This is a genomic window from Bradyrhizobium sp. th-b2 (genome assembly GCF_000426785.1).
In the GTDB taxonomy this organism is placed as follows: Bacteria; Pseudomonadota; Alphaproteobacteria; order Rhizobiales; family Xanthobacteraceae; genus Bradyrhizobium; species Bradyrhizobium septentrionale.
In genome coordinates this window covers 94,339-119,943 of record NZ_AUGA01000006.1, presented here as the reverse complement: position 1 = coordinate 119,943, position 25,605 = coordinate 94,339, and the positions used below count along the sequence as shown (strand labels likewise).

General features: G+C 64.2%; 20 protein-coding genes. 9 read left to right on the top strand and 11 right to left on the bottom strand.

Going from position 1 to position 25,605, the window contains the following annotated elements; genetic code table 11:
* Positions 1 to 55: 55 nt before the first annotated feature.
* Both K359_RS0111605 and K359_RS0111595 read left to right on the top strand, forming a co-directional pair.
* Entirely contained in the window at positions 56 to 1,276 is a 1,221-nt protein-coding gene (locus K359_RS0111605; protein ID WP_029079499.1) for an ABC transporter substrate-binding protein, read from the top strand.
* Positions 1,277 to 1,641: 365 nt separating this feature from the next.
* On the top strand, positions 1,642 to 2,868 hold the full coding sequence (locus K359_RS0111595; RefSeq protein ID WP_029079498.1) for an ABC transporter substrate-binding protein: 1,227 nt from the start codon (positions 1,642 to 1,644) through the stop codon (positions 2,866 to 2,868).
* Between the two features lie 233 nt (positions 2,869 to 3,101).
* Here K359_RS0111595 and K359_RS0111590 read toward each other — a convergent pair whose 3' ends face one another.
* Complete coding sequence (locus K359_RS0111590) at positions 3,102 to 3,527, bottom strand: DUF1330 domain-containing protein (protein ID WP_029079497.1); 426 nt, start codon at positions 3,525 to 3,527, stop codon at positions 3,102 to 3,104.
* Positions 3,528 to 3,665: 138 nt separating this feature from the next.
* Between K359_RS0111590 and K359_RS0111585 the strand changes: the two genes are divergently transcribed.
* Positions 3,666 to 5,912 carry a transglycosylase domain-containing protein gene (locus tag K359_RS0111585; protein ID WP_029079496.1) on the top strand — a complete coding sequence of 749 codons (2,247 nt, stop codon included), beginning with the start codon at positions 3,666 to 3,668 and terminating at the stop codon, positions 5,910 to 5,912.
* Between the two features lie 159 nt (positions 5,913 to 6,071).
* Here the strand turns inward: K359_RS0111585 and K359_RS0111580 are convergent, their stop codons facing one another.
* From K359_RS0111580 to K359_RS0111565, 4 genes are all read right to left on the bottom strand, one after another.
* Positions 6,072 to 6,911 carry a M48 family metallopeptidase gene (locus tag K359_RS0111580; protein WP_029079495.1) on the bottom strand — a complete coding sequence of 280 codons (840 nt, stop codon included), beginning with the start codon at positions 6,909 to 6,911 and terminating at the stop codon, positions 6,072 to 6,074.
* A gap of 198 nt (positions 6,912 to 7,109) precedes the next feature.
* A complete protein-coding gene (locus tag K359_RS0111575; RefSeq protein ID WP_029079494.1) occupies positions 7,110 to 8,438 on the bottom strand; it encodes a polyhydroxyalkanoate depolymerase in 1,329 nt (442 codons plus the stop codon).
* Positions 8,439 to 8,566: 128 nt separating this feature from the next.
* Positions 8,567 to 9,391 carry an ABC transporter permease gene (locus K359_RS0111570; RefSeq protein WP_029079493.1) on the bottom strand — a complete coding sequence of 275 codons (825 nt, stop codon included), beginning with the start codon at positions 9,389 to 9,391 and terminating at the stop codon, positions 8,567 to 8,569.
* On the bottom strand, positions 9,388 to 10,197 hold the full coding sequence (locus K359_RS0111565) for an ABC transporter ATP-binding protein (RefSeq protein ID WP_029079492.1): 810 nt from the start codon (positions 10,195 to 10,197) through the stop codon (positions 9,388 to 9,390). The genes K359_RS0111570 and K359_RS0111565 overlap by 4 nt, the downstream gene beginning before the upstream one ends.
* Before the next feature lie 106 nt (positions 10,198 to 10,303).
* Here K359_RS0111565 and K359_RS0111560 point away from each other — a divergent pair, with 106 nt between their 5' ends.
* Positions 10,304 to 11,623, top strand: coding sequence for an ActS/PrrB/RegB family redox-sensitive histidine kinase (locus tag K359_RS0111560; protein WP_029079491.1), 1,320 nt, complete (start codon positions 10,304 to 10,306; stop codon positions 11,621 to 11,623).
* A 119-nt stretch (positions 11,624 to 11,742) separates the two neighbouring features.
* Positions 11,743 to 12,297: an ActR/PrrA/RegA family redox response regulator transcription factor gene (locus K359_RS0111555; RefSeq protein ID WP_029079490.1), complete on the top strand. Its 555-nt coding sequence runs from the start codon at positions 11,743 to 11,745 to the stop codon at positions 12,295 to 12,297.
* A 342-nt stretch (positions 12,298 to 12,639) separates the two neighbouring features.
* Here K359_RS0111555 and K359_RS0111550 read toward each other — a convergent pair whose 3' ends face one another.
* Entirely contained in the window at positions 12,640 to 13,125 is a 486-nt protein-coding gene (locus K359_RS0111550; protein ID WP_029079489.1) for an MmcB family DNA repair protein, read from the bottom strand.
* A gap of 150 nt (positions 13,126 to 13,275) precedes the next feature.
* Here K359_RS0111550 and K359_RS0111545 point away from each other — a divergent pair, with 150 nt between their 5' ends.
* Both K359_RS0111545 and K359_RS0111540 read left to right on the top strand, forming a co-directional pair.
* Positions 13,276 to 14,394: a VWA domain-containing protein gene (locus K359_RS0111545; protein WP_029079488.1), complete on the top strand. Its 1,119-nt coding sequence runs from the start codon at positions 13,276 to 13,278 to the stop codon at positions 14,392 to 14,394.
* A gap of 119 nt (positions 14,395 to 14,513) precedes the next feature.
* Complete coding sequence (locus K359_RS0111540; RefSeq protein WP_029079487.1) at positions 14,514 to 16,205, top strand: alpha-amylase family protein; 1,692 nt, start codon at positions 14,514 to 14,516, stop codon at positions 16,203 to 16,205.
* On the opposite strand, the gene K359_RS0111535 is transcribed toward K359_RS0111540, so the two are convergent.
* Both K359_RS0111535 and K359_RS0111530 read right to left on the bottom strand, forming a co-directional pair.
* On the bottom strand, positions 16,202 to 17,809 hold the full coding sequence (locus tag K359_RS0111535) for an alpha-amylase family glycosyl hydrolase (protein ID WP_029079486.1): 1,608 nt from the start codon (positions 17,807 to 17,809) through the stop codon (positions 16,202 to 16,204). The genes K359_RS0111540 and K359_RS0111535 overlap by 4 nt on opposite strands.
* A 101-nt stretch (positions 17,810 to 17,910) precedes the next feature.
* The gene (locus K359_RS0111530; RefSeq protein ID WP_029079485.1) at positions 17,911 to 18,723 is read right to left on the bottom strand and encodes an RMD1 family protein; all 813 of its coding nucleotides are present in this window, start codon (positions 18,721 to 18,723) and stop codon (positions 17,911 to 17,913) included.
* A gap of 174 nt (positions 18,724 to 18,897) precedes the next feature.
* Between K359_RS0111530 and K359_RS0111525 the strand changes: the two genes are divergently transcribed.
* Positions 18,898 to 19,566 carry an MBL fold metallo-hydrolase gene (locus K359_RS0111525; protein ID WP_029079484.1) on the top strand — a complete coding sequence of 223 codons (669 nt, stop codon included), beginning with the start codon at positions 18,898 to 18,900 and terminating at the stop codon, positions 19,564 to 19,566.
* Between the two features lie 20 nt (positions 19,567 to 19,586).
* Here K359_RS0111525 and K359_RS0111520 read toward each other — a convergent pair whose 3' ends face one another.
* Both K359_RS0111520 and K359_RS0111515 read right to left on the bottom strand, forming a co-directional pair.
* Positions 19,587 to 20,768 carry a PHB depolymerase family esterase gene (locus tag K359_RS0111520; protein WP_029079483.1) on the bottom strand — a complete coding sequence of 394 codons (1,182 nt, stop codon included), beginning with the start codon at positions 20,766 to 20,768 and terminating at the stop codon, positions 19,587 to 19,589.
* 209 nt (positions 20,769 to 20,977) lie between these two features.
* Positions 20,978 to 22,384, bottom strand: a complete 1,407-nt coding sequence (locus K359_RS0111515) for an MFS transporter (protein WP_029079482.1) — start codon at positions 22,382 to 22,384, stop codon at positions 20,978 to 20,980.
* 299 nt (positions 22,385 to 22,683) lie between these two features.
* On the opposite strand from K359_RS0111515, the gene K359_RS0111510 reads away from it, so the two are divergent.
* Complete coding sequence (locus tag K359_RS0111510) at positions 22,684 to 23,925, top strand: LLM class flavin-dependent oxidoreductase (RefSeq protein WP_029079481.1); 1,242 nt, start codon at positions 22,684 to 22,686, stop codon at positions 23,923 to 23,925.
* 757 nt (positions 23,926 to 24,682) lie between these two features.
* On the opposite strand, the gene K359_RS0111505 is transcribed toward K359_RS0111510, so the two are convergent.
* A complete protein-coding gene (locus K359_RS0111505) occupies positions 24,683 to 25,591 on the bottom strand; it encodes a LysR family transcriptional regulator (RefSeq protein ID WP_029079480.1) in 909 nt (302 codons plus the stop codon).
* Positions 25,592 to 25,605: the final 14 nt, after the last annotated feature.

Below are 25,605 nucleotides of genomic sequence, written 5' to 3'. Positions count from 1 at the left end.
TCCGCCGGCTTGAGGCTTGCGGACAAGATCACCGGCAACATGGGAGGTCACGGACATGAGGAGCGTGCAATTGCTCGCTGCGACAGCGCTTGCCATCGCGTTGTCGGTTACACCGGCCGCCGCGCAGAAGAAATACGACATCGGCGCGACCGACACCGAGATCAAGATCGGCCAGACCGTGCCGTTCTCGGGCCCCGCATCCGCCTATGCCGGCATCGGCAAGACCCAGGCGGCCTACCTCAAGATGATCAACGATCAGGGCGGCATCAACGGCCGCAAGCTGAACCTGATCCAGTATGACGATGCCTATTCGCCGCCGAAGGCGGTCGAGCAGGTGCGCAAGCTGGTCGAAGGCGACGAGGTGCTGTTCACCTTCCAGATCATCGGCACGCCATCAAATGCCGCCGTGCAGAAATATCTGAATACCAAGAAGGTGCCGCAGCTGCTCGCCTCCACCGGCGCCTCGCGCTTCTCCGACCCGCAGAATGCGCCGTGGACCATCGCGTTCAACCCGAACTACCAGTCCGAGGGACGCATCTACGCAAAATACATCCTGGCCAATCACCCCAACGCCAAGATCGGCATCTTCTACCAGAACGACGATCTCGGCCGCGACTACATCACCGGCCTGAAGAGCGGGCTCGGCGACAAGGCCGCCAGCATGATCGTCGCCGAGGTGTCCTACGAGCTGACCGACCCGACGGTGGATTCCCAGATCGTCAAGCTGAGGGCCTCCGGCGCCGATCTGATCTATGACGCCTCGACGCCGAAATTCGCCGCGCAAGCGATCCGCAAGATCGCCGACCTCAACTGGACCCCGGTGCACATCCTCGACATCAATGCGAGCCCGGTTTCGGCGACGCTGAAGCCCGCGGGCCTCGACATCTCCAAGGGCATCATCTCGACCAATTACGGCAAGGACCCCGCCGATCCGCAGTGGAAGGACGATCCCGGCGTGAAGGCCTATTTCGCCTTCATGGACAAGTATTATCCGGAAGGCGACAAGCTCAACACCGTCAACACCTACGGCTACTCGACGGCCGAGCTTTTGATCCAGGTGCTGAAACAGTGCGGCGACGACCTCACCCGCGACAACCTGATGAAGCAGGTGACCAGCCTGAAGAAGTTCGTGCCGAGTCTCGCGCTGCCGGGCATGTCGATCACGACGGGGCCGAACGACTATCGCATCAACAAGCAGATGCAGATGATGAAGTTCAACGGCGAGCGCTGGGAGCTGTTCGGCCCGATCATCGAGGACACCGGACCGGCGGGTTAGGTCGCGCCGCATCGAGGCTCTACTCCCTCTCCCGCTTGCGGGGGACGGTTGGGGTGGGGGTCTCTCCACGAGTCACGTGAGCCCCCACCCGGATTGCATCTTCGATGCAATCCGACCTCCCCCGCAAGCGGGAGAGGTAAGCAAGAGATCGGACAAAAGCCGGCGCAGCGCCTCTCCGCGGCCCACCCTCCTTTCCGCATCGCCCCCTCTTTCGTTGACTGAAATCGCTCACCTTTTCGGCGCCGCTCGTCTTGCGTTGCAGCAAGCGTTCCGCCAGTATCCGGCGCAAGCGATGGCGACCGCGGGGCTTGAACCTGCGGACAAGATCATCGGCCAACCATCAGTCACGTGAGGGAAACAGCATGATGAGGAACGGGATTTTACGTCTGGTTACGGGAACGGCGCTCGCAGTCGCGCTGTCTGTAACGTCGGCCTCCGCGCAGAAGAAATACGACACCGGCGCGAGCGATACCGAGATCAAGGTCGGCCAGACCGTGCCCTTCAGTGGCCCGGCATCCGCTTACGCCACGATCGGCAAGGCCCAGGCCGCCTACATCAAGATGATCAACGACCAGGGCGGCGTGAACGGCCGCAAGATCAACCTGATCCAGTATGACGACGCCTATTCGCCGCCGAAAGCGGTCGAGCAGGTGCGCAAGCTCGTCGAAAGCGACGAGGTGCTGCTGACTTTCCAGATCATCGGCACGCCGTCGAACGCCGCCGTGCAGAAATATCTCAACGGCAAGAAGGTGCCGCAGCTGTTCGCCGCCACCGGCGCCTCGAAGTTCACCGACCCGAAGAACTTCCCATGGACGCTCGGCTTTAACCCGAACTATTTCAGCGAAGGCCGCATCTACGGCCAGTACATCCTGAAGGAGTATCCGAACGCCAAGATCGGCGTGCTCTATCAGAACGACGACCTCGGCAAGGACTATCTGAACGGCATCAAGGCCGGCCTCGGCGACAAGTCGGCGAAGATGATCGTGGCCGAAGCCTCCTATGAGGTGTCCGACCCGACCATCGATTCGCAGATCCTCAAGATCAAGGATGCCGGCGCGGACCTGTTCTTCTCGGCCTCGACGCCGAAGCAGGCGGCGCAGGCGATCAAGAAGATCGCCGAACTCGGCTGGAAGCCGGTGCACATCCTCGACATCAACGCCACATCGGTCGGCGCGGTGATGAAACCGGCCGGACTCGAGGCCTCCAAGGGCGTGATCAGCGTCAGCTACGGCAAGGACCCGCTCGATCCGACCTGGAAGGACGATCCGGGCATGAAGCGCTACTTCGACATGATGGCGAAATACTATCCGGACGGCGATAAGGATTCGAGCTTCAACGGCTACGGCTATTCCACTGCGCAGCTGTTGGTTCACGTGCTCAAGCAGTGCGGCGACGACCTGACCCGCGAGAACGTGCTGAAGCAGGCGACCAACCTGAAGAATGTCGAGCTCGACCTCGCGCTGCCCGGCATCAAGGGCAACACCACGCCGGACGACTACCGCGTCAACAAGCAGCTGCAGATGATGAAGTTCAACGGCGAGCGCTGGGAGCTGTTCGGCCCGATCCTCGAGGACGCCGGCCCAACGGGCTAGCGCTTCGCGCAGGTTCGAGATGCAATCGGCGGCCTCCGGGCGCCGCCGATTTTGTTTTTTCGTCCATACGCGCTCTATTCCCGTCACGCTGAGGAGCGCGTAGCGCGTCTCGAAGGGTCGACGGCCCAACTGTGGCCGTACATCCTTCGAGGCTCGCCCAGCGGTGCAAGCGCACCGCAAGGCTCGCACCTCAGGATGACGGTGATAGAGATTCCCCTCGCGCTAACGCGGTCTCACTTCGGAATCTCGCCAAACGTCTTCCCGACCGGCAGCATCGCGTGGCGGATCAGCCGCGAATCCTCGACGCCAGCCTGGCGGTGCTTGACCGCCTCGCGATAGACGGGGTCGCGGATCATTTCGACGAAGGCTTCGACGCTCGGATACTCGGCGATGAAGCAATGGTCCCAGCGCTCCTCTTGCGGACCGATCAGCATCAATTCGAAACGGCCCTGCCAGACGATGCGGCCGCCGAGCCGCTCGAACACCGGGCCGCTCTCGCGACCATAGGCGGCATAGGCTTCGGCGCCGGTCGCCTTGCGGCCGTCGGGATAGGCGGCCCATTCACGCAGGCGCACCAGATTGAGCATGTGGATCGGGCCCGGCCGGTTGTTGTCCCGGAATTGCGCAAACACTTCCTTGGTTGGATCGATATGGCCCATGCGGTGCTCCCTGTTTCTTTGTTCCATCCTTATTTAGCAACGCGCCGCCTCACCTCCTAATCCCCCGTTAAGCTTTGCGTAACCGCCCCTTAAACCGGGAACGCTAGCGTGCCCGCGGTCAGGGTGTGAGCGTTGCGGATGACGTGGGGACGTAAAAAAGGCGGTGCGCGCAAGGAGCCGCTGTTCGGGCTTCCGGCCGCGCTTGCCGACCTCAGACTGTCGCCGTCCGATCGCATTCCCGGCGGCGGCGACGACAAACCCGCCAAATCCAAGTCCAAGAGCAGTGACAAGAGCGGCGATTCCGGTAGCGAGAAACCGCGCCCCTCGCGCAGCGGCAGCAAGCGGCGGAGCAAGTCGCGCGGATTTGGCATCGGCCGGCTGTTCTATTGGACCGCGGTACTCGGGCTATGGGCCGGCATTGCGGTGATCGGTGTCGTGGTGTGGGTCGGCGCGCATCTGCCGCCGATCCAGTCACTGGAAATTCCCAAGCGACCGCCGACCATCCAGATCGTCGGCATCGACGGCAGCGTGCTGGCGCAGCGCGGCGAAATGGCCGGCGCCAACATCGCGTTGAAGGATCTGCCGCCCTATCTGCCGAAGGCGTTCATCGCCATCGAGGACCGCCGCTTCTATTCGCATTTCGGCGTGGACCCGGTCGGCATCCTGCGCGCCGCGGTGACCAACATCCTGCATCGCGGCGTCTCGCAGGGCGGCTCGACCCTGACACAGCAGCTCGCCAAGAACCTGTTCCTGACCCAGGAGCGCACCATGCAGCGCAAGCTGCAGGAGGCCGAGCTCGCGCTGTGGCTGGAACGCAAGCATTCCAAGAACGAGATCCTCGAGCTCTACCTCAACCGCGTCTATTTCGGCTCCGGCGCCTACGGCGTCGAGGCCGCCGCGCAGCGCTATTTCGGCAAGTCGGCGAAGAACGTGACGCTGCCGGAAGCCGCGATGCTCGCGGGCCTCGTCAAGTCGCCGTCGCGGCTGGCGCCGAACCGCAACCCTGAGGGCGCGGAGCAGCGCGCGCAAATCGTGCTCGCGGCGATGGCCGACGCCAAGTTCATCACCGAGGCGCAGGCAAAGGCCTCGATCGGCCAGCCCTCGATCGCGGTGAAGCCGGCCGGTGCCGGCACCGTGAACTATGTCGCCGACTGGATCGGCGAAGTGCTCGACGACCTGGTCGGCCAGATCGACCAGGACATCGTGGTGCAGACCACGATCGATCCGAAGCTGCAGAACGTCGCGGAAGCCGCCGTCATCGACGAGCTCGCCGCCAAGAGCGTGAAGTTCAATGTCAGCCAGGGCGCGCTGGTGGCGATGACGCCCGACGGCGCGGTGCGCGCCATGGTCGGCGGCCGGAACTATGCCGAGAGCCAGTACAATCGCGCGGTCACCGCAAAGCGGCAGCCGGGCTCGGCGTTCAAGCCGTTCGTCTATCTCACCGCGGTCGAAGCAGGGCTGACGCCGGACACGATCCGCACCGACGCGCCGCTCGACATCAAGGGCTGGAAACCGGAGAACTACACCCACGAATATTTCGGCTCGGTGACGTTGACCCAGGCGCTGGCGATGTCGCTGAACACGGTCGCGGTGCGGCTCGGCGTCGAGGTCGGCGCCAAGAATGTGGTGCGCACCGCGCATCGGCTCGGCATCTCCTCGAAGCTCGAGCCCAACGTCTCGATCGCGCTCGGCACCTCGGAAGTGTCCGTGATCGAATTGGTCGGCGCCTATGCACCGTTCGCCAATGGCGGCTACAGCGTCTCGCCGCATGTGGTGACCAAGATCCGCACCAGCACGGGCAAGCTGCTCTATGACCGCCCGGCCGATCCGCCCAACCAGGTGATCGAGCCGCGCTATGATGCGATGATGAACAGCATGATGCGCGAGACGCTGATCTCGGGCACCGCGCGCAAGGCGGAAATCCCGGGCTGGACCGCCGCCGGCAAGACCGGCACCAGCCAGGATTACCGCGACGCCTGGTTCATCGGCTACACCGCCAAGCTCGTCACCGGCGTCTGGCTCGGCAATGACGACAATTCGCCGACCAAGAAGGCAACCGGCGGCGGGCTACCGGTCGAAGTGTGGACCCGCTTTATGAAATCAGCGCTTCAGGGCGTGCCGGTCGCGGCAATCCCGAACTCGCAAGGCAGCTGGGCGCCGGCGAATCTGGTGCAGATATCCTCGCAGATCACCGCGCCGTCGGCACCGATGCAGATCCAACCGCAGACCCAGACACCGCCGCCCGCGCCGGTCCCATCCGGCGGCGGCTATTATCGCCCGCCCCCGCCGACGCCGGCACGCGCGTCGGTGCCACCCAACCCGAACGCGCGGCCCGAGGCTGCGGCGGGACTGGATGGCTGGCTGGCCGATCGGTTGTTTCGATAGGCGCTAGCCAGGCAGGTCGCATCACACTCCGACTGTCATCCCCGCGAATGCGGGGATCCAGTACGCCGCGGCCTATCGGCTCAATGACAAATGCCTCTGGAATACTGGATCGCCCGCTTTCGCGGGCGATGACAGCAAAGGTGGCGGAGACAGCGCCGCCTATTCCTGAATGCCGTAGCGGTGCAGGTCGTTGCCGTGGGTGTCGAGCCAATTCTTGGCGCGCGTGACCGAGGCGCAGACCTTGTCGACCACCCGCCAGAACCGCGCCGAGTGGTTCATCTCGACGAGATGGGCGACCTCATGCGCGGCGAGGTAATCGAGCACGAAGGGCGGTGCGAGAATCAGCCGCCACGAGAACGACAGCGAGCCAGCCGAGGTGCACGAGCCCCAACGGCTGGACTGATCGCGGATCGAGATCCGCCGCACCCGCACGCCGAGTTCCGCGGCGTGCAGCTGCGCTGACTTCTGCAGATCCTTGCGCGCCTCGCGCTTGAGGAAGTCATGCACCCGGCGATCCATGTGCTCGACGCCGCCGGCGACGCACAGGATCTTCTCGCCGCTGTCGCGCGTCTCGGTCCACACCGTGCCGCGCTCGCCCGAGCGATGCACCAGCCGATGCGGCACGCCGCGCAGCGGCACCACCGTGCCGGGCTGGAACGGTGCGGCCTTCGGCAATCGGCCGAGACGGGCAGCAATCCAGCCGCCATGGAGATTGGCGAACTCCTTGGCTTCGATAATCGTGCCGCGCGGCGGCATCGTCAGGATCGCTTCACGATCGGTCGGATGTATCCTGAGGGTGTAGCGGCGCGCGCGCCTGTGCCGCCGCAGCCTGACGGTGAAGAACTGGGAGCCGTGTCTGACCAATACGGTCGCGGGTTCGGCAGGCCGCCGATAAAGGAGCGCGCGAATAGCCATTTCTGAGAGTCCGGGGAGCAGGAGTTCGCCCGAACTTTGCCATATCCGCCGCCAGGGAAAGCGCTCGGCGCAAAAACAAATCATTTGCCCAATATACAGGGGCTGGCCGTTAATTGACCTCTACCGGCAGGGGTCGGAACCGGAATTTTTCTGATGAATCGGACTCGCAAGCAAGGTTCATAGGATGAAGCCATATTCACCCCTTGAGCCCTGCCTGATTTGAGATTCTTTTAGTTAAATCAGTGGCTTGCGCGACCGCGAAAATCGCGGCCGGGGCGATACCTATTCGGCCGCAGCGACTAAGGAAAGCCGCGTATTGGCCGCCGAAACCATGAAATCGGAGATCCGCGGCACGATTTCGGAGCGGAACCGCGAGCCGTTGAACACGCCGTAGTGCCCGACGCCCTTCTGCACATAGTGCACGCGGCGATGGTTCGGAATCGCCGTGCAGAGCGCGTGCGTCGCCTCGGTCTGGCCGAGGCCAGAGATGTCGTCCTTCTCGCCTTCCACCGTCATCAGCGCGACACGGCGGATCTTCGAGGGATCGACCGGCTTGCCACGATGGGTCATCTCGCCCTTCGGCAGCGCGTGCTTGACGAACACGAGGTCGACGGTCTGCAGGTAATACTCCGCTGTGAGGTCCATCACGGCGAGATATTCGTCATAGAATTCGCGGTGCTTGTCGACGAGGTCGCCGTCACCCTTCACCAGATTGGCGAAGAGCGCCTTGTGCGCGTCCATGTGCCGATCCAGGTTCATGCTGATGAAGCCGTTGAGCTGCAGGAAGCCCGGATAGACGTCGCGCATCACGCCCGGATGCGGGAACGGCACCTTGGTGATGACGTTGTTGCGGAACCACTCGATGCCGCGCTCTTCGGCGAGGTTGTTGACCGCGGTCGGATTGCGCCTTGTGTCGATCGGGCCGCCCATCAGCGTCATCGACAACGGCACGAACGGATCGTGGTTGGCTTCCATGACCGAGACCGCCGCAACCACCGGCACCGAGGGCTGGCACACCGCAATCACATGCATGTTGCCGCCGAGTGCGTGCAGCATCTCGATCAGGTAATCGACGTAGTCGTCGAGATCGAACCGGCCGGCCGCAAGCGGCACCATGCGCGCATCCGCCCAGTCGGTGATGTAGACCTCATGCGTCGGCAGGAACGCCTCGACCGTGCCGCGCAGCAGCGTCGCATAGTGGCCCGACATCGGCGCCACGATCAGCACGCGCGGCTGCGGCGAGCGCAGCGGACGCGTCAGCTTGCGATCGAAATGCAGCAGGCGGCAGAACGGCTTCTCCCAGATCGAGCGAACCTCGACCGGCGTGCGGATGCCGTTGACCTCGGTCGTCGGCAGGTTCCAGTCGGGCTTGCCGTAGCGGCGCGTCGTGCGCTCGAACAGCTCGCAGCTGGCCGCGATCGATTTGCCGAGCTGGGTGTGGGTCCACGGATTGAGCGGGTTCTGAAACAGGATCTTGGTGGCGTCGGTCACCGCGCGCGCCGGATTGAGCGATGCCTGTGCCATTTCGTACATCCAGTACAGCGGCGTCGTGAGTCCCGGACCGCCTTCCGCCGCTAGTGGCGGGGCACCGCCAAATTCACCGATGGGCATAATGTTTCCAGACCCCTGTTTTGCGCCGCAGCATCCTGACGAATGCGTAACAATGCGTCAATCCGCCGCTCACTGAATTTAGGGGCACTATCCGGCTAATACACCGAGATTCCACGGGAAAGTGACATTTATTCACCACCTGACAACAGCGATCCGTTGTGCTTGGCGCTCTGCAAAAGGGCAAGGAAGGTCGCAAAAGAGGCAGCGAACAGGATCGCGTTGATGACCAGCGCCCACGCCATCAGGTCGGCGCGGAAGACGTGATCGATCAAGAGCGAGCGCATGCCTTCGAACACATAGGTCGGCGGCAACGTCCAGGCGACGACTTGCAGCCAGCCCGGCAGCACCTCGACCGGATAGTAGATGCAGGCCAGTGGCATCACCGCGAACATCAATGTCCAGACGATGCTTTCCGCGCCGAGCCCGTTGCGCAGCACGAGGCCCGAGGCGAACACGCCGACCGACCAGCTCGTGAAGATCAGATTGCAGAAGAACGCGATTAGCGGCAGCCCGATGGCGTAGAAGTTGAAGCCGAAGAAGAACAGCGCCAGCAGCGTCATCGGGATCACGCCGATGGCGAGCCGGATCAGGCTCATGATCATCAGCGAGAGCAGGAATTCGATCGGCTTTAGCGGGCTCATCATCAGGTTGCCGAGATTGCGCGCCCACATCTCCTCCAGGAACGAGATGGAGAAGCCGAGCTGGCCGCGGAACAGGATGTCCCACAGGATCACGGCGCCGATCAGCGTGCCGCCGGCTTTGGCGAAGAAGCCGGATGACTGCGAGATGTAATTCTGCAGGAAGCCCCAGGTGATGATCTGCAATGCCGGCCAGTAGACCAGTTCCAGCAGCCGCGGCCATGACGACATCAACAGATACCAATAGCGCAGCACCATCGCATTGATGCGTTGCAATGAGATCCCGCGCTGGTGGTGGCTGACGAGTTCGCTCATGGCGCGCCCTCCCGGACCCGGCCGCGCGCGACGTCGAGAAACACCTCTTCCAGCGTGTCGCGGTTGTAGCGCGCCATAATCCTGTCGGGGCTGTCGTCGTCCTGGATCTTGCCGCGCTTCATGATGATGACGCGATCACAGAGACGCTCGACCTCCAGCATGTTGTGCGACGCCAGCAGGATGGTCGCGTTATGGGTCTTGCGGTAGGTCTCGAGATGCTGCCGCACCCAGTCGGCGGTATCCGGGTCGAGCGACGCGGTCGGCTCGTCGAGCAGCAGGAGGTCCGGCTCGTTGATCAGGGCCTTCGCCAGCGCGACGCGGGTCTTCTGCCCGGCGGAGAGCTTGCCGTTGGAACGGTCGAGGAATTCGGTGAGATCGAGATCGGCGGCAAGCTGGTCGATCCGTTCGCGCATCTTCACGGCATAGAGGCGCCCGAAGATGGTCAGGTTCTGCCGCACCGTGAGCCGCATCGGCATGTCGACATAGGGGCTCTCGAAATTCATCCGGCCCAGCACGTCATAGCGCTGCTCTGGAATTTTCGCGCCGAGCACCTCGACGCTGCCCGAGGTCGGTAGCACCAGCCCCATGATCATCGCGATCGTCGTGGTCTTGCCGGCGCCGTTGCCGCCGAGCAGGCCGGTGATGCTGCCGCGCGCGATGCGGAAGGAAATGCCGTCGACCGCGCGGGTGGTCTTGTAGACCTTGACCAGATGCGCGACCTCGATCGCGGCCGATCTGCCCTGTTCAGCCGCGGGCGCTTCATGAGCCGTGGGCGGTTCCCCCTGACTTGTCTCGCTCTGTTGCATCTGGCCGTTCATTGAGCCATTGCGACAATAAGCGCAAGGCTTGCCCCGCGTCGTTGCGCTAAGTCGCGAATTTGTGCGCTGCCCACGGCACAGCTAAGGTCCCGAGATGACCGACTTCGCTTCCGATTTCCGCCAGCCTCGCCGCTATGTCCGCCTCGATACGATCCTGCGGCTGCGCTGGCTCGCCGCGCTCGGCCAGCTGGTCGCGATCTTCATCGTCGCCCAGGGACTGGAATTCGACGTTCCGATCGTCCCCTGCGTCACCATCGTGACATTCTCGGCGCTGCTCAATCTGGCGCTGCAGATCGCGTTCAACCCGATGCAGCGGCTGGAGCCGGCCTATGCCGCGGCCCTACTCGCCTTCAACATCGTCGAACTCGGTGGGCTCCTGTACTTCACCGGCGGGCTGCAGAACCCGTTCTCGTTCCTGTTCCTGGCGCCGGTCCTGATCTCGGCCACGGTGCTGCCGATCCGGCTGACCATCGCGCTCGGCTGCCTTGCGGTTGCCTGTGCCTCGGCGCTGTTCTTCTACCATCTGCCATTGCCCTGGGATGGCGACGATCCGCTCGTGCTGCCGCCGATCTATCTGATCGGCGTCTGGCTCTCGATCCTGCTCGCGATCGGCGTCACCAGCCTTTACGCATTCCAGGTGACCGAGGAGGCGCGTCAGCTCTCCGATGCGCTCGCTGCGACCGAGCTGGTGCTGACGCGCGAGCAACATCTGACCCAGCTCGACGGCCTCGCCGCCGCAGCAGCCCACGAGCTCGGCACGCCGCTGTCGACGATCTTCCTGATCTCGCGCGAGCTCGAGAAGACGGCGCACGACCCTTCCATCGCCGGCGACCTGAAGACCCTGCGTGAACAGGCGCAGCGCTGTCGCGACATCCTGAGCAAGATCGCGCAATTGTCCTCCAGCGGCGCGCCGTTCGACACCATGAAGCTGTCGACCCTGATCGAGGAGGCGGTGGCACCGCATCGCGATTTCGGCATCAACATCAAGGTGCGGCTTGCTGTCGCAGCAACGAGTGAACCAGTCGCGGCACGCAATCCGGCGATCCTCTATGGCGTCGGAAACATTCTCGAAAATGCGGTCGATTTCGCGCACCAGACCGTCGAGGTGAACGCGTGGTGGAACGCCGAAACCATCGAGATCGTCGTTTCCGACGACGGCCCCGGCATCGCGCCTGATATGCTGAAGCGGATCGGCGAGCCCTATTTGTCGCGCCGCCGGGGCGCAGATGAGGCCCAAAACGCCCGTGGAGGCTTGGGTCTGGGCGTTTTCATCGCAAGGACGCTGCTGGAACGGACCGGCGCCAAGGTGTCGTTTACCAATCGCACCTTCCCCGATCACGGCGCCGTGGTGCAGATCGTCTGGCCCCGCGAGCGCTTCGAGGAAGCCGCGCCTGGTGACGAAGACGCAGCTTAAGAACGATTCTTAACCGCAACTCTGGCATACCGGATGCAGCCGACACGACTTTCGGCTGCCTTGGCAGCGCCGCAGTAGGAGCCCATATGTTAGGGGTCTGCCACAGGGAAAAATGGACCGTGAACGCCATCACTGAACTGAATGACCATGCCGACCGCTCGCTCCTCATCGTCGAGGACGACAAGCCGTTCCTGGAGCGCCTGTCGCGCGCCATGGAGACGCGCGGCTTTGCGGTGAAGTCATGCGACACGGTGTCTGATGGTCTCGCCGAGATCGGCCGGGCCGCGCCCGCTTTCGCGGTCGTCGACCTCAGGCTTGGCGACGGCAACGGCCTCGACGTCGTCTCGGCGTTGAAGCGCAAGCGTCCGGACGCACGCGCGATCGTGCTGACCGGCTACGGCAACATCGCCACCGCCGTCACCGCGGTGAAGATGGGCGCCGTCGATTATCTGTCGAAGCCCGCCGACGCCGATGACGTCGTCGCAGCCCTGCTCGCAACCGGCACCGAGAAATCCGAGCTGCCGGCCAATCCGATGTCGGCGGACCGGGTGCGCTGGGAGCACATCCAGCGCATCTACGAGATGTGCAACCGCAACGTCTCGGAGACCGCGCGCCGCCTCAACATGCATCGCCGGACGCTGCAGCGCATCCTCGCCAAGCGCGCCCCGCGCTAAGCGGCGTTTCATCTGTTTCGCGATGGCCGGGCCTTGCCCGGCCATTTGCTTTTGTAGGGTGGGTAGAGCGAAGCGAAACCCACCAACTTCGCGGCGCGGCGACAAGTGCGGCACCAAGTGATGGGTTTCGCTTCGCTCTACCCATCCTACGGAATCCAGCAAGCTTCGCTGACTACCGAGGTCTATCACCGTCACCCTGAGGAGGCCGCGGAGCGGCCGTCTCGAAGGGTCGACGGCCACCAGCCGGGCCGATTCATCCTTCGAGGCTCGCTCCGCTCGCGCCTCCAGCGACAAAGGCAAAGCCTTTGCGCGGGGATGACGGGATCACGATCTCGCCTGCTTCTAGAACTCGGCGTGCCCCTGCGGATCGACCAGCCGGTTGATGCGCTGCGCCGCGGCCATCGCAAAGCGCACCGTCATCGCCTTGCGCGTCGCGGCCGGCAGGCGGTGCTCCGGCGCCTCGCAATGCAGATGCGCGCCGTAGGCGTCGGCAATGATCAGGCCGGTGTCCACGGGGAAGATCTCGCACGGCAGATCCTGCGTGAAGGCGAAGAACAGCCGGTCGCAATGCACCCGGTAGTCCTGCCACTTCTGGTCGGCGCGCAGATCCTCGACCGACGACTTGATCTCGACGATCCAGATCTCGCCGCGCTCGTTCAGTGCGACCAGATCGGCGCGGCGGCCGGACGGCAGCGGCAGCTCGCTGATGCAGGAAAATCCCAGCGATCTCAGAAGCCTCGCCGTGCCGCGCGCGATCGCAAGCGCGGTGTCCGACTGGCGTCGGTCGGGCGCGGGCACAAGCGCGATCTGGCGGGCGGGCGAGTCCATCTGCCGAGAGTAGCCGATTCCGTTGCGCGGGGGCAGAGCGCCGGAATCGGCCGCAAATTTGCACCCAGGCCGCCGCGATTTCGGCCTCAAGCCACCGCGAAGCCGATGGAACCTTGGTTCCGAGGGACGAAACCACTGGAGGAGAGACCCATGCGGTCACGCATCTCGCTTCGCTCGCTCGTCTTCGCTCTCGCAACCCTTCCGCTGTCCGCCGGACTGTCCTCGGCCATCGCCAAGCCGGTGGTCGAGGTTGCCTTCGTGCTCGATACCACCGGTTCGATGGGCGGCTTGATCGAGGGCGCCAAGCGCAAGATCTGGTCGATCGCCACTGCGATCGTCGATTCCAATCCCGACGCCGACATCCGGATGGGCCTGATCGCCTATCGCGACATCGGCGATGAGTATGTGACCAGGAAGGTTGAACTGACGCGCGACATCCAGGATCTCTATGCCAATCTGCTGGAATTCAAGGCGCGCGGTGGCGGCGACTGGCCGGAGAGCGTCAACGAGGCGCTCGACGTCGCCGTCAACAAGATGCAGTGGACGCAAGGGCGCGACAGCACCCGCATCGTATTCCTGGTCGGCGACGCCCCGCCGCACATGGACTATGCGCAGGACACCAAATACCCGGTCACACTCGCGGTCGCCAAGCAACGCGACATCATCGTCAACGCCGTGCTCGCCGGCAACGCGCAGGACACCGAGCGGGTGTGGCGCGATATCGCGCAGAACGGCAATGGCGAATTCATCCCGATCCCGCAGGATGGCGGCCAGATCGTCACCATCGAGACGCCATTCGACGAGGACATCATCATCCTGCAGCGCGAGATCAACGGCACCGTGATCCCCTACGGCCCGCGCGCGCTGCAGAAGCGCACCGAATCCAAGACCCAGCAGCTCGCAAGCGTCGCCGCAGCTTCGCCGGCGCGGGCCTCGGAGATGGCGAGCTTCATCAACAAGCGGTCGAAGGCGACCTCGGAGGCGGTCACCGGCGATGGCGACCTGGTCGCCGACGTCGCAGCCGGCCGCAACGATGTGGCGAAGGTCAAGGAGGAGGAGCTGCCCGACAATCTCCGCGCCATGAAACCCGAAGCGCGCAGTGCCGAGATCGACAAGCAGATCACCCAGCGCAAGGCGCTGAACGAGAAGCTCGCCGCCCTCGTCGCCAAGCGCGACAAATACGTCGCCGAGCACCGCAAGAGCGCGCCGAAAACGTCATCGTTCGATCGTGTGGTCGAGGACACGCTGAAGGCGCAGATCAAGCGGTAGCTATTGGCACGGAGCGCCGCCCCGCCATGTTTCGGGACGGAGCTCCGAACAGGAACCCGTCGTCACCTCCCCGCTTATCCCACGGCCGCCACCACAGGCGGACCGATGAGGGCTGCCTGGTGATTGACGACCTCTGGTACAAGAATGGCGTGATCTATTGCCTTTCCGTCGGCACCTACATGGATGCCAACGGCGACGGCATCGGCGATTTTAGAGGCCTGCTGCGGCGCCTGGACTATTTGCACGGGCTCGGCATCACCGCGATCTGGCTGATGCCGTTTCAGCCGTCACCCTGCCGGGACGACGGCTACGACATTTCGGACTATTACGGCGTCGATCCGCGCTACGGCACGCTGGGCGATTTCGTCGAATTTGCCCATGGCTGCCGGCAACGCGGCATCCGCGTGATCATCGATCTCGTCGTCAATCACACCTCGGACCAGCACGCCTGGTTTCGATCGGCGCGCAGCGCGAAAGACTCACCGTACCGCGACTGGTATGTCTGGTCGGACAAGAAACCCGCCAACGCCAACACCGGCATGGTGTTTCCCGGCGTGCAGAAATCGACCTGGACCCGCGACAAGCAGGCCGGCGCCTGGTACTTCCATCGCTTCTACGATTTCCAGCCGGACCTCAACACGTCCAATCTGCACGTGCAGGCCGAGATCCTCAAGATCATGGGGTTCTGGATCCAGCTCGGCGTCTCCGGCTTCCGGATGGACGCCGTGCCGTTCGTGATCGCGACCAAGGGCGCCTCGGTGCGCAAGCCGGTCGAGCAATACGACATGCTGCGATCGTTTCGCGAATTCCTGCAATGGCGTCAGGGCAACGCGATCATCCTCGCCGAAGCCAACGTCTTGCCCGAGACCGACATGGAATATTTCGGGCGCGACGGCGACCGAATGCAGATGATGTTCAACTTCCACGTCAATCAGCATCTGTTCTACGCGCTGGCATCGGCCGATTCGAAGCCATTGGCGAAGGCATTGACGGCGACGAAGCCGCGGCCCGCGACCGCGCAATGGGGCTTGTTCCTGCGCAATCACGATGAACTCGATCTCGGCCGCCTCACCAAGGCGCAGCGCGAGCGCGTGTTCAAGGCGTTCGGTCCGGACAAGAGCATGCAGCTCTACGACCGCGGCATCCGGCGGCGCCTTGCGCCGATGCTGGGCGGCGACCGGCGACGCCTGGAGCTCGCGTACAGCTTGATGTGTACGCTGCCCGGCACGCCCGTCATCCGCTACGGCGATGAACTCGGCATGGGCGACAATCTCGACCTGCCCGAACGCAGTTGTGCGCGCACGCCGATGCAGTGGTCGATCGAGCCGCATGGCGGCTTCACCGAAAGCGACCGGCCAAGCGTGCCCGTGATCGACGAGGGTCCGTATGGCTATGAGCACGTCAATGCCGCCAAGCAGCGGCGCGACCCCAATTCGATGCTGAATTGGACCGAGCGCATCATCCGCATGCGCAAGGAAGTGCCCGAGGTCGGCTGGGGAGACTTCAAGATTATCGCTACCCGAAATCCTGCCGTCCTGATCATTCGTTACGACTGGCGCAACAACTCGGTGCTGTTCGTGCACAATTTCGCCGAGAAGCCGCTCGAGATCGCGTTCAGCGCTGGGCTGCCTGACGACGCCGGAAAGCTCCTGGTCAACCTCCTGACCGAGGATCACAGCCGCGCCGACGATGCCGGCCGTCACAAGCTTCTGATCGAGGCTTACGGCTATCGCTGGTACAGGGTCGGCGGCCTCGACTACCTGCTCAAGCGCAGCGACATCGACACCAAGGAGCCCCGCACCTCGCGTTAATCGCTCTGCGGCGCGCCGAGGATCACGCCTTCATTGGCGCGCAGATCGAGCACGCCGTCGACCCTCTCGCCCTGCCGGTCCATCAAGGTCGACAGCAAAACCTCGTTGTTGAAGCCGATCGCGCTTGAGGAGATCGACGCGGGCACGGCGCCGAAATTCAGCGCGATCACAGCCACGCCCTCCGCGCTGCGCCGCCGGTAGAGCAGGACATCGCCCTGCGCCGCGGCCGGCTCATAGCTGCCATGGACGAGCTGCGGCAGCTTTCGCCGCAATTCGATCAGCGCCTTGTAGAGGTTGAGGATCGACGCCCGCTCGGCTTCGAGAGTTGCGACATTGTCGCGCGCAAAATCCTGGGCGAGCGGCAGCCACGGCCTCGCCGTCGAGAAGCCGGCATGGCGCTCGGCGTTCCACTGCATCGGCGTGCGGCAGCCGTCGCGGCCGACGCCGATGTCAGGCACGTTCTTCTCGAAGGGATCGCGCACCTGATCCGGCGCGATCGCAACCTGGCGCATGCCGATCTCGTCGCCGTAATAAAGCGTCGGCGTGCCGCGCAGCGTCAGCAGCAGCATCGCCGCGACCGGGGCCTGCGCCGGTCCCACCCGGCTCGCCACCCGCGGCCGGTCGTGATTGCCGAGCACCCAGTTCGGCCACGCGCCCGGCGGCAGCGCCTTCTCGTAATCGGCGATGATCTGCTCGACCGAGCGCGCGCTCCACAAGGTCGACAGCAGTGCGAAATTGAACGGCATCTGGGCGCCGCGCAAATCGTTGCCGTAATAGGCGACCAGCCGGTGCAGCGGCAGATAGATCTCGCCGATCAGCACGCGGTTGTCGAACTCATCGGTGACGCGGCGCATCTCGGTGATAACGGCGTGCACCTCGGGCTGATCGGTCGAATACTGCGTCAGCAGTTTCTCGTGCGGCGGTCGGCCCTCGCGATAATGCGGGTTCGGCGGGTTGTCGCGGAATTCGGCGTCCTTGATCAGGTGCCAGATCACGTCGACACGAAAGCCGTCGACGCCCTTGCGCAGCCAGAAGCGCATCACGTCGTAGATCGCGTCCCTGACCTCGCGATTGCGCCAGTTGAGATCGGGCTGCTGGGCGAGGAAGGCGTGATAATAATATTGGCCGGAGGCTTCGTCATAGGCCCAGGCGCTGCCGCCGAACTCCGACAGCCAGTTGTTGGGCACGCCGCCATCAGGCGCCGGATCGCGCCAGATGTACCAGTCGCGCTTCGGATTATCGCGCGAGCTCTTCGCCTCGATGAACCAGGGATGCTGGTCGGAGGTGTGGTTGGGCACCAGGTCGAGGATCAGCTTGAGGCCGCAATCGTGCGCGGCCGCGACCAGCGCGTCGAAATCCTCGATGCTGCCGAACAGCGGGTCGATGCCGGTGTAGTCGGAGATGTCGTATCCGAAATCGGCCATCGGCGACGGGAAGACCGGCGACAGCCAGACCGCGTCGACGCCGAGCCGCGTCAGGTAGGGCAGCCGCGCGATGATTCCCCTGAGATCGCCGACGCCATCGCCGTCGCTATCCCCGAACGAGCGCGGATAGATCTGATAGAAAATGCCGCGTCGCCACCAGTCCCTGTGGTCCTGATCCATCCCGGTCCCCCTCGCTCGTGGTCCGACCCCGTGTCCCCGGGGCCGCCCATCGGTTCAGGGATGACGCACAATTCAGTACGGAAAAATGGCGCTGCAGCGCGTCAGTGCCGGGCGACAGCGAGCTGATAGATCGTGATCAGCACCTCGAACAGGATCAGGAAAACGATGATCAGCTCCAGCCGCAGCGAGCGGCCGGTATCGATGATATCGGTCAACACCTGCGCGGTCTCGGCAACCACCGCAAGCTTGCGGTTGAGCGATTCCGCACGCTCCTTCAGTTCGTACTCGTCCTCGAGCCGGGCATAGAGCCGCTCGAGCTGCGGCTTGTCCCAGAGAATGTCGGGCTTCTCCGACACTTCGACCGGGCCGGCCACGCGATGCCGCACCAACAGCGCGTTGCCGATGTGCTTGAGGATCGCGACGCGGCCGCGATGGACTCGCCCGCCCTTGGCGAGCTCGCGCGCCAACGGCTCGGTCGTGTCGAAGACGGCCCGGACCTCGCGCTCATGCCGCGCCAGCACCACGCTCTTGGCCAGCGCCTCGCCGACCAGGATCAGCCGCTCCGGCGACAGGCTTTGCAGATAGATCGGGCCGCCCGGCGGAATCTGATCCTCCTTCTCGGCGGCGAGCTCGATGATCGCGATCTCTTCCTCGCGCCGCGTGAACAGACCGGTCATGCGCGACTGCAGGCTGCGCAGGAATTCATCCTCCTCCAGCGCATTGAGGCCGATCAAGACGACGACGCCGTAGCGGAACAGGACCGCTACACCATTTTCATTGACGCGAAATGCCAAGGGCGTCGTGGCCAGCACGTCGCCGCGCTCGAGGCCGGACGTGTTGATGCGGTCCGCGACGAAGAAAGCGCGGGCGGTGGTCCGGGGTCCGCCGAGCGGCGAGTTGGGAGCCTGGGTCATGGGGTTCCGGACGGCGAGGACTAACTCATGCGCGAGAGCAGCCGCATACCGGCCAGCTCTCGATGTGTGCTGCTGGAGGCGACCTTATCACGGTCCATTTTGGGATCACACGCCGGAGCAGACGCATTTCCGGTGCGTGTTGACGGCGTTTCCCGGTAGCCTATGGTGCCCCTCATGACCGAGACAACCGAAACCAAACCGAAGGCCGGCGCGATCATCGTGCCGGTGACGCTGTTCGAGCAGAACTGCACCATCATCTGGCACGAGCCGACCAAGAAGGCCGTGGTGATCGACCCCGGCGGCGACGTGGCGAAGATCCAGGCCGCGATCAAGCAGACCGGCGTGACGGTCGAGAAGATCTGGCTGACCCACGGCCATATCGACCATGTCGGCGGCGCCGCAGACTTACGCGATGCGCTGCAGGTCAAGATCGAGGGTCCGCATATCGCTGACAAATATCTGCTCGACAATGTGGTCTCGAGCGGCGAGCGCTTCGGCATGACCGGGGTGCGCAACTTCGGGCCGGATCGCTGGCTCGACGAGGGCGATCAGGTCTCGATCGGCGACCTCACCTTCGACATCCTGCACTGCCCCGGCCATTCGCCGGGCAGCGTGGTGTTCTTCAACAAGGAGCTGCGCTTCGCCCATGTCGGCGACGTGCTGTTTGCCGGCTCGGTCGGGCGCACCGACCTCCCCGGCGGCAGCCATCCGACGCTGATCCAGTCGATCAAGGAGAAGCTGCTGCCGCTCGGCGACGATGTTGGCTTCATCTGCGGCCACGGCGCCGGATCGAGCATCGGCCAGGAGCGGATGACGAACCCGTTCCTGACCGGCGAGATGTAGGCGCGCGAGGCGCGGATATCTCAGGGCTGTTTCATCAGCCCCGCAGCCGTCAGCGCCCGGGTGATGACAGCGCCGACGTCGACGCTCCTGCCGCTCCGCTTACGCGGCCGGTCGCTCTTGCGGCCGGATGCGACCTCGGGCGCTTCGGCAGGCACCGGTATCGTCATCGAGATCGTGTCCGCGCGCTCGCGCGGCACGCCGGTCGGCGCGATATGCGGCTGACGGACCTGGTCGGTCAGGCCGAAGAAGCTCGCGATATGATAGGACGAGGAGATCCCGGCCTCGATCAGGAACGCGCCTTCCACGCCATAGCGCTCGTCATTGTCGGCAAGCCCGAGCGGCGTGCCATGCGCCATGTCGGTGATGCTGAAGGATTCGACCAGCGTTTCGCCATCGACATTCCACCACACCTCGCGGGGATAGCCGTCGACATCCGACTTCGACATGGCGGCAAGCGGCAGGCCGTGCACGTCGAGCCACTGCCGGACGATCGCATCGGCATTGGCCGGACTGACGGTGCGGTCGGCGCTGCCGTGCCACACCGAAATTTTCGGCCATGCGCCGCTATGCGTGGACGCATTGCGCACGAGACCGCCGAGTTCGGGCGCGGACAGCGCGCTCGCATGCATCATCGCATGCAGCGCCTCGCGCAGATCGGTGGCGACGCCGTACGGCAGGCCGGCAATGATGGCGCCGCCTGCGAACACTTCCGGATAGGTCGCGAGCATGACCGAGGCCATCGCGCCGCCGGCGGATAGTCCCGTGACATAGATGCGACGCGGGTCGATCTGATGCGCGCCGACCATATGCGCGACCATCTGCCTGATCGAGGAGGCCTCGCCCTGCCCGCGCGCGACGTCCTGCGGATTGAACCAGTTGAAGCAGGTGTTGCCGTTGTTGGCGGCCTGCTGCTCCGGCATCAGCAGCGCGAAGCCGTAATGCGCCGCCAGCGCCGACCAGCCGGCACCGAGATCGTAGGACGCGGCGGTCTGGCCGCAGCCATGCAGCACCACGACGAGCGCGGGCAACCGCGCCAGCTGCGCGGGCACGAACGAGTACATCTTGAGATCGCCGGGGTTGACGCCGAATTCGGTCGTCTCGACGAGCGTCGTCGGCACGGCCGGCGCGAGCGCGCCGAGACCGCTGAACGCGTTCATCTTCGGCAGATGACGCAAGAATTCGACGTTGTTGACCAGAGACAACAGCAACTCCTGAGGTGATTCATTCTTCTGTGTCACCCGATCAGATAATTGCTGCACTGCGAAATGAAAAGGCCGTGTGCCGTCTTCCCCTGCGGAAATGTGAGAATCGGCGTTAACGCGTGATCGGACGGCGACGCGCGATGAATAGTTGCCGTAGCACCTTGTTTGAGCATGAACTTTTCGAGAAAGCGCGCCAAACCTCCGTGGATTCATGCTGTCGCGCGGCGCATCCATGACAGAAATGCGGCCGAAATAGTGATCGACAGCACAAACAATGCGCATGCCGCAAACAGCGCCAGACGTGCTGACGTCGCGCTCTCGACGGCGAAGAAGACCGCACCGATCGCGGCGACGCCGGCCGCGTTGCCGATCTGCGTCGTCGTGCCGTACATGCCGGAGCCGGCACCGGCGCTTGCCGGCTTCACGCTCGACAGCACCGCACTCGACAGCGGCGCCATCACCAGACCCTGACCGTAACCAAAGATCATCAGCACCAGCGCGAGCGAGAGCGCCGATGGTGCGACGACCGCCTCAACCGTCGCGACGAGCACGGCAAGTCCGACGATCAGCACGGCGCAGCCCTCGATCAGCACCAGCGTGCCGCGATGCCTGGCGCGCACCCCGCTGTGACGCGACGCGATCACGAAGGTCAGCGCCAGCGGCACGAACACCAAGCCAGCCTGCAACGGCGGAATCTGCAAGCCCTTCTGCATGAACATGGTCATGATCAGATAGAAGGAGAGATTGGCGAAGAAGAAGAAAAACACCGCGACCAGGCCGCGCATGAAGGCACGATCCGACAGCAGCGACAGATCAATCAGAGGCATGCCGCCACGGCGCGCGACGCGGCGCTCGAGCCGCACGAAGGCTGCGATCACAGCAACGCCCGCCGCCATCACCAGCCACAGCCACGCCGTCCAGTTCAGATCGTGACCGAACAGCAGCGGGCCGATCAGGCACAGCAGGCCTGCAAACAGCACGATGGCGCCGGGAAGATCGAGCCGGGTGCCGGCGCGGCGCGGCGCGATCGGCATGATCTTCAGCGCGGCCGCGATGATGACGACCCCGAACGGCACGTTGACGAAGAACACCGCGCGCCAACCGAGGCTCGCGAGATCGAGCGTCACCAGCGCGCCGCCGAGCGCGAATCCGGTCACGCCGGCGAGCCCCAGCACGATGCCGTAGATGCCGAAGGCCCGCGCGCGGGCAGCGTCGGAGAACAACAGATGCAGCGTCGCCAGCACCTGCGGCACCATCAGCGCTGCGGTTGCGCCCTGCGCGAGCCGGGCCAGAATCAACTCGGGACCGGATTGCGCGAGACCGCACCACAGCGACGTCGCCGAGAAGCCCGCGACGCCGGCGATGAACACGCCCCTCGCGCCATAGATATCGCCGAGCCGGCCGCCGGTGACCACCAGCGTGGCGTAGGCGATCAAATAGATCGCGATGACAGCCTCGATCTGCGCCGGCGTTGCATGCAGCTCGGCCGCGATCGTTGGGATCGCGACGTTGACGATGAAGGCATCGACGCCGAACATGAATTGCGCTGACACCACAATCGCAAGCACCCACCAGCGGCGGGATGTCTCCGCTCGCGTCGCGACGATCTGGTGCATGTGGTGCAGTCCTGCCCGAAATGAGATTGCGGCCGACATCAGCAGATTCCAGTCATCCCTTCGATTACCTCAGAGGTAGGCGTTGGTTCACGGGCACGTCATCCATGGCTATCCCGCCGATCCGCGGCGCCGGCGCCAATTTGCGTTGATGCGCTGGGAAACATTCCGGGCGGCGGCAAACGCCGCCGATTTGCGCAACAACCATGCGGGCGCCGCAGCCCCCAAGCATTGCCTTGCCCCGGGCCACCCCGTAGGTTGGCGGAAAGCCCCCGATAACAATAATCCGGAGAGAACGACCTATGGCGCGCCTCAAATTCGGAGCCTTCCTCGCCCCGCATCATCCGATCGGCGAGCATCCGATGCTGCAATTCCGCCGCGACCTCGATTTCGTCGAACAGCTCGACGCGCTCGGCTACGACGAATTCTGGTGCGGCGAGCACCATTCCTCGGGCTGGGAGACCATCGCCTCGCCGGAAATGTTTTTGGCCGCCGCCGGCGAGCGCACCAAGCGCATCAAGCTCGGCACCGGCGTGATCTCTCTGCCCTACCATCACCCCTTCAACGTCGCCCAGCGCATGGTGCAGCTCGACCACATGACCGGCGGGCGCGCCATCTTCGGCTCCGGCCCGGGCGCGCTTGCCTCCGACGCGCATACGCTCGGCATCGACCCGATGACCCAGCGCGACCGCCAGGACGAAGCGATCGCGGTGATCCGCCGCCTGTTCAACGGCGAGCGCGTCACCGCCAAGACCGACTGGTTCGAGATGCACGACGCCGCGCTGCAGATCCTGCCGCTGCAGGAGGACATGCCGTTCGTGGTGGCCTCGCAGATCTCGCCGTCGGGCATGACGCTCGCCGGCAAGTACGGCATCGGCATCATCTCGCTGGGCTCGATGTCGACCCAGGGCCTGATGGCGCTGCCGCAGCAATGGCAGTTCGCCGAGGACGCCGCCGCCAAGGCCGGCACCACGGTGAGCCGCGCCAACTGGCGCGTGCTGCTGTCGTGGCACATCGCCGAGACCCGCGAGCAGGCGCGGCGCGAGGCCGGCGCCGGCCTGATGCGCTGGCACAACGAATATAATGTCGGCACCCTGATGCGGCCGGGCCTGACCGCGTTCGCCTCGCCGGATGAAGCCGTCGACAAGACCGCCTTCGTCGAGGGTGCTGCGTCCACCATCGGCACGCCGGATGATCTCGTGAAGATGATCAAGAACCTGGTCGATGTTTCCGGCGGCGTCGGCACCATCGTCGGCTTCGCCCACGACTGGGCCAATCCGGAAAACACCCGCCGCAGCTGGGACATGGTCGCGCGCTATGTCGTGCCCGAGATCAACGGCTATATCGACGGCTTGCGCAAGTCGCGCCAGTTCCTGATCGACAACCGCGCCGTGTTCGAGCGCGCCGGCCAGGCAGTGATGGCCAAGATCATGCAGAACGACAAGGCCGCCGCCGCCCTTCAGCATACCGGCACCGGCCGCGTCGCGATTCCGGCCGTCAATGCGCCCGATCTCGCGAAGGCCGCGGCGAAGCAGAAGGCGTGAACGCACGGGTTGGCTCTGCGCGACGCGGGAAGGATTGGGCGTCCCGCCCTCACCGCGTCGTCCTGGCGAAAGCCAGGACCCATAACTACAGGCGATAGTTGTGAAAGGGGTCGCGGCCCCAGCGTCGCGCAATAGCGAGCGACTGGGGTAATGGGTCCTGGCTTTCGCCGGGACGACACCGAATATGTGGCGCCCGCTTGGATTCGACCAGCGCGCAGCTTCGCATTCTCGCGACATGAATCGTCCTAGCTTTGCATCTCATTTCGCCACTCTTCAGACAGAGGGCGCAGGGAAAGCCGGGTGCCGATCGCACCCATGGGCCCCGTGCAAAGCGTGAAAGCACGGGGGTAGGACCACAGGTGTAACCGGAGCAATCCGGCTTTCCCTGCGCGATGGTTTTACGGCTTACTTCGCGCTCTCCCCGGCGAGACTGGGCTTGTTTGTCACCGTCTCCGCAAAAGCGCTTGCGCGTTTTGCGGAGAGACACCGGCCGCTAGGGCGTCAGGACCACACGACTTCACCGTCCGCTTCGCGCGCTCTCGTCAGCTCCACGCTCGGCGTCCACCGCATCCCACACCGCGTTCGTGACGACCGCGAAGCGCCCCTCGATCGGGTGAGACGGCGGCATCAAACCGGTGAGTTGGGGTCGGCGCCAAGAGAAAATTCTGTAAAAGCGAAGTAACTGGGACTTGACCCGCCCGGCAACTCGGTGATCCGCATCTTCGCTGAAAAGGCATATTGGTGGTTTCGGCCGACGCTATCCCCCCTCGTGCCTCAGCGCCTGAAACTTGATCTCGTCTACCCTCGAGAGAACAAACTCCAGCAACGGAGAGCGATTACTCTCATTGTAGCCGATCACCAGATCGACCATGGGCGGCGCGCCCTGAATCGGACGGAAGACGATGGTTTTCGGGATCAAGTTCTGCGCGTAGAGCGGAAGGAGGCTGATGCCGCCGGTGGAGGCGACTAGCGAAACGGCCATGGCCAGATTTTCCGCCTGGTGCGCTGCTTCGATCGTCAACCCGTGACGCCTGAAGAAGTCATCGATCGCCGCGCGCAGCATTGGCGCCCTGACCAGGGAAACGCCGATGTAGCTCTCCCCCATCAGATCCTTCGGTCGGATCGAGGTGCGTGCCGCAAGCGGATGGTCTCGCGGCATCACGGCCAGGATCGGATCATGGCGGAGCAACTTGAACTGAAGACCCGCGGTGCTCTTCTCCGGACGCATGAACGCTAGATCGATCTTGCCCCGCGTCAGTGCCGCAGCGAGGTCGGGAGAGTCCTCGCTACGGATCGTGATTTCCGTGCTCGACAGCTTGCCGCGCAGGATATTCATGACCGCCGGAAGCCAGTCCATCTCGTAGCCAGTCAGAAACCCGATCGAAAAAGCCGATTTCGCCGGCTGTGCGGCGCGCCTCGCGGCTTCGGCGGCGGCCTCGACCTGCAGCAGAGCCACTCGCGCATGGTCAAGAAACACGCGCCCCGATGGCGTCAGTTCAATGCCGCGCGGTCCGCGCACGAACAACTGCACACCGAGCTCCAGTTCAAGATCGTGGATCTGACGGCTCAGTGACGGCTGCGCGGTGTGCAGACGCTTTTCCGCCGCAACCGAAAAGCTGCCCTCTTCGGCCACGGCAACGAAATAACGGAGGTGTCTCAGCTCCATAGCTAGTCCTAAAA

Excerpts from the sequence above, each read along its gene's own strand:
- K359_RS0111505 (WP_029079480.1), bottom strand. The coding sequence starts at position 25,591 with ATGGAGCTGAGACACCTCCGTTATTTCGTTGCCGTGGCCGAAGAGGGC.
- K359_RS0111595 (WP_029079498.1), top strand. The coding sequence starts at position 1,642 with ATGAGGAACGGGATTTTACGTCTGGTTACGGGAACGGCGCTCGCAGTC.
- K359_RS0111525 (WP_029079484.1), top strand. The coding sequence starts at position 18,898 with ATGACCGAGACAACCGAAACCAAACCGAAGGCCGGCGCGATCATCGTG.
- K359_RS0111605 (WP_029079499.1), top strand. The coding sequence starts at position 56 with ATGAGGAGCGTGCAATTGCTCGCTGCGACAGCGCTTGCCATCGCGTTG.
- K359_RS0111565 (WP_029079492.1), bottom strand. The coding sequence starts at position 10,197 with ATGCAACAGAGCGAGACAAGTCAGGGGGAACCGCCCACGGCTCATGAA.
- K359_RS0111510 (WP_029079481.1), top strand. The coding sequence starts at position 22,684 with ATGGCGCGCCTCAAATTCGGAGCCTTCCTCGCCCCGCATCATCCGATC.
- K359_RS0111530 (WP_029079485.1), bottom strand. The coding sequence starts at position 18,723 with ATGACCCAGGCTCCCAACTCGCCGCTCGGCGGACCCCGGACCACCGCC.
- K359_RS0111535 (WP_029079486.1), bottom strand. The coding sequence starts at position 17,809 with ATGGATCAGGACCACAGGGACTGGTGGCGACGCGGCATTTTCTATCAG.
- K359_RS0111560 (WP_029079491.1), top strand. The coding sequence starts at position 10,304 with ATGACCGACTTCGCTTCCGATTTCCGCCAGCCTCGCCGCTATGTCCGC.
- K359_RS0111545 (WP_029079488.1), top strand. The coding sequence starts at position 13,276 with ATGCGGTCACGCATCTCGCTTCGCTCGCTCGTCTTCGCTCTCGCAACC.
- K359_RS0111575 (WP_029079494.1), bottom strand. The coding sequence starts at position 8,438 with ATGCCCATCGGTGAATTTGGCGGTGCCCCGCCACTAGCGGCGGAAGGC.
- K359_RS0111550 (WP_029079489.1), bottom strand. The coding sequence starts at position 13,125 with ATGGACTCGCCCGCCCGCCAGATCGCGCTTGTGCCCGCGCCCGACCGA.
- K359_RS0111580 (WP_029079495.1), bottom strand. The coding sequence starts at position 6,911 with ATGATTTGTTTTTGCGCCGAGCGCTTTCCCTGGCGGCGGATATGGCAA.
- K359_RS0111585 (WP_029079496.1), top strand. The coding sequence starts at position 3,666 with ATGACGTGGGGACGTAAAAAAGGCGGTGCGCGCAAGGAGCCGCTGTTC.
- K359_RS0111515 (WP_029079482.1), bottom strand. The coding sequence starts at position 22,384 with ATGCACCAGATCGTCGCGACGCGAGCGGAGACATCCCGCCGCTGGTGG.
- K359_RS0111590 (WP_029079497.1), bottom strand. The coding sequence starts at position 3,527 with ATGGGCCATATCGATCCAACCAAGGAAGTGTTTGCGCAATTCCGGGAC.
- K359_RS0111570 (WP_029079493.1), bottom strand. The coding sequence starts at position 9,391 with ATGAGCGAACTCGTCAGCCACCACCAGCGCGGGATCTCATTGCAACGC.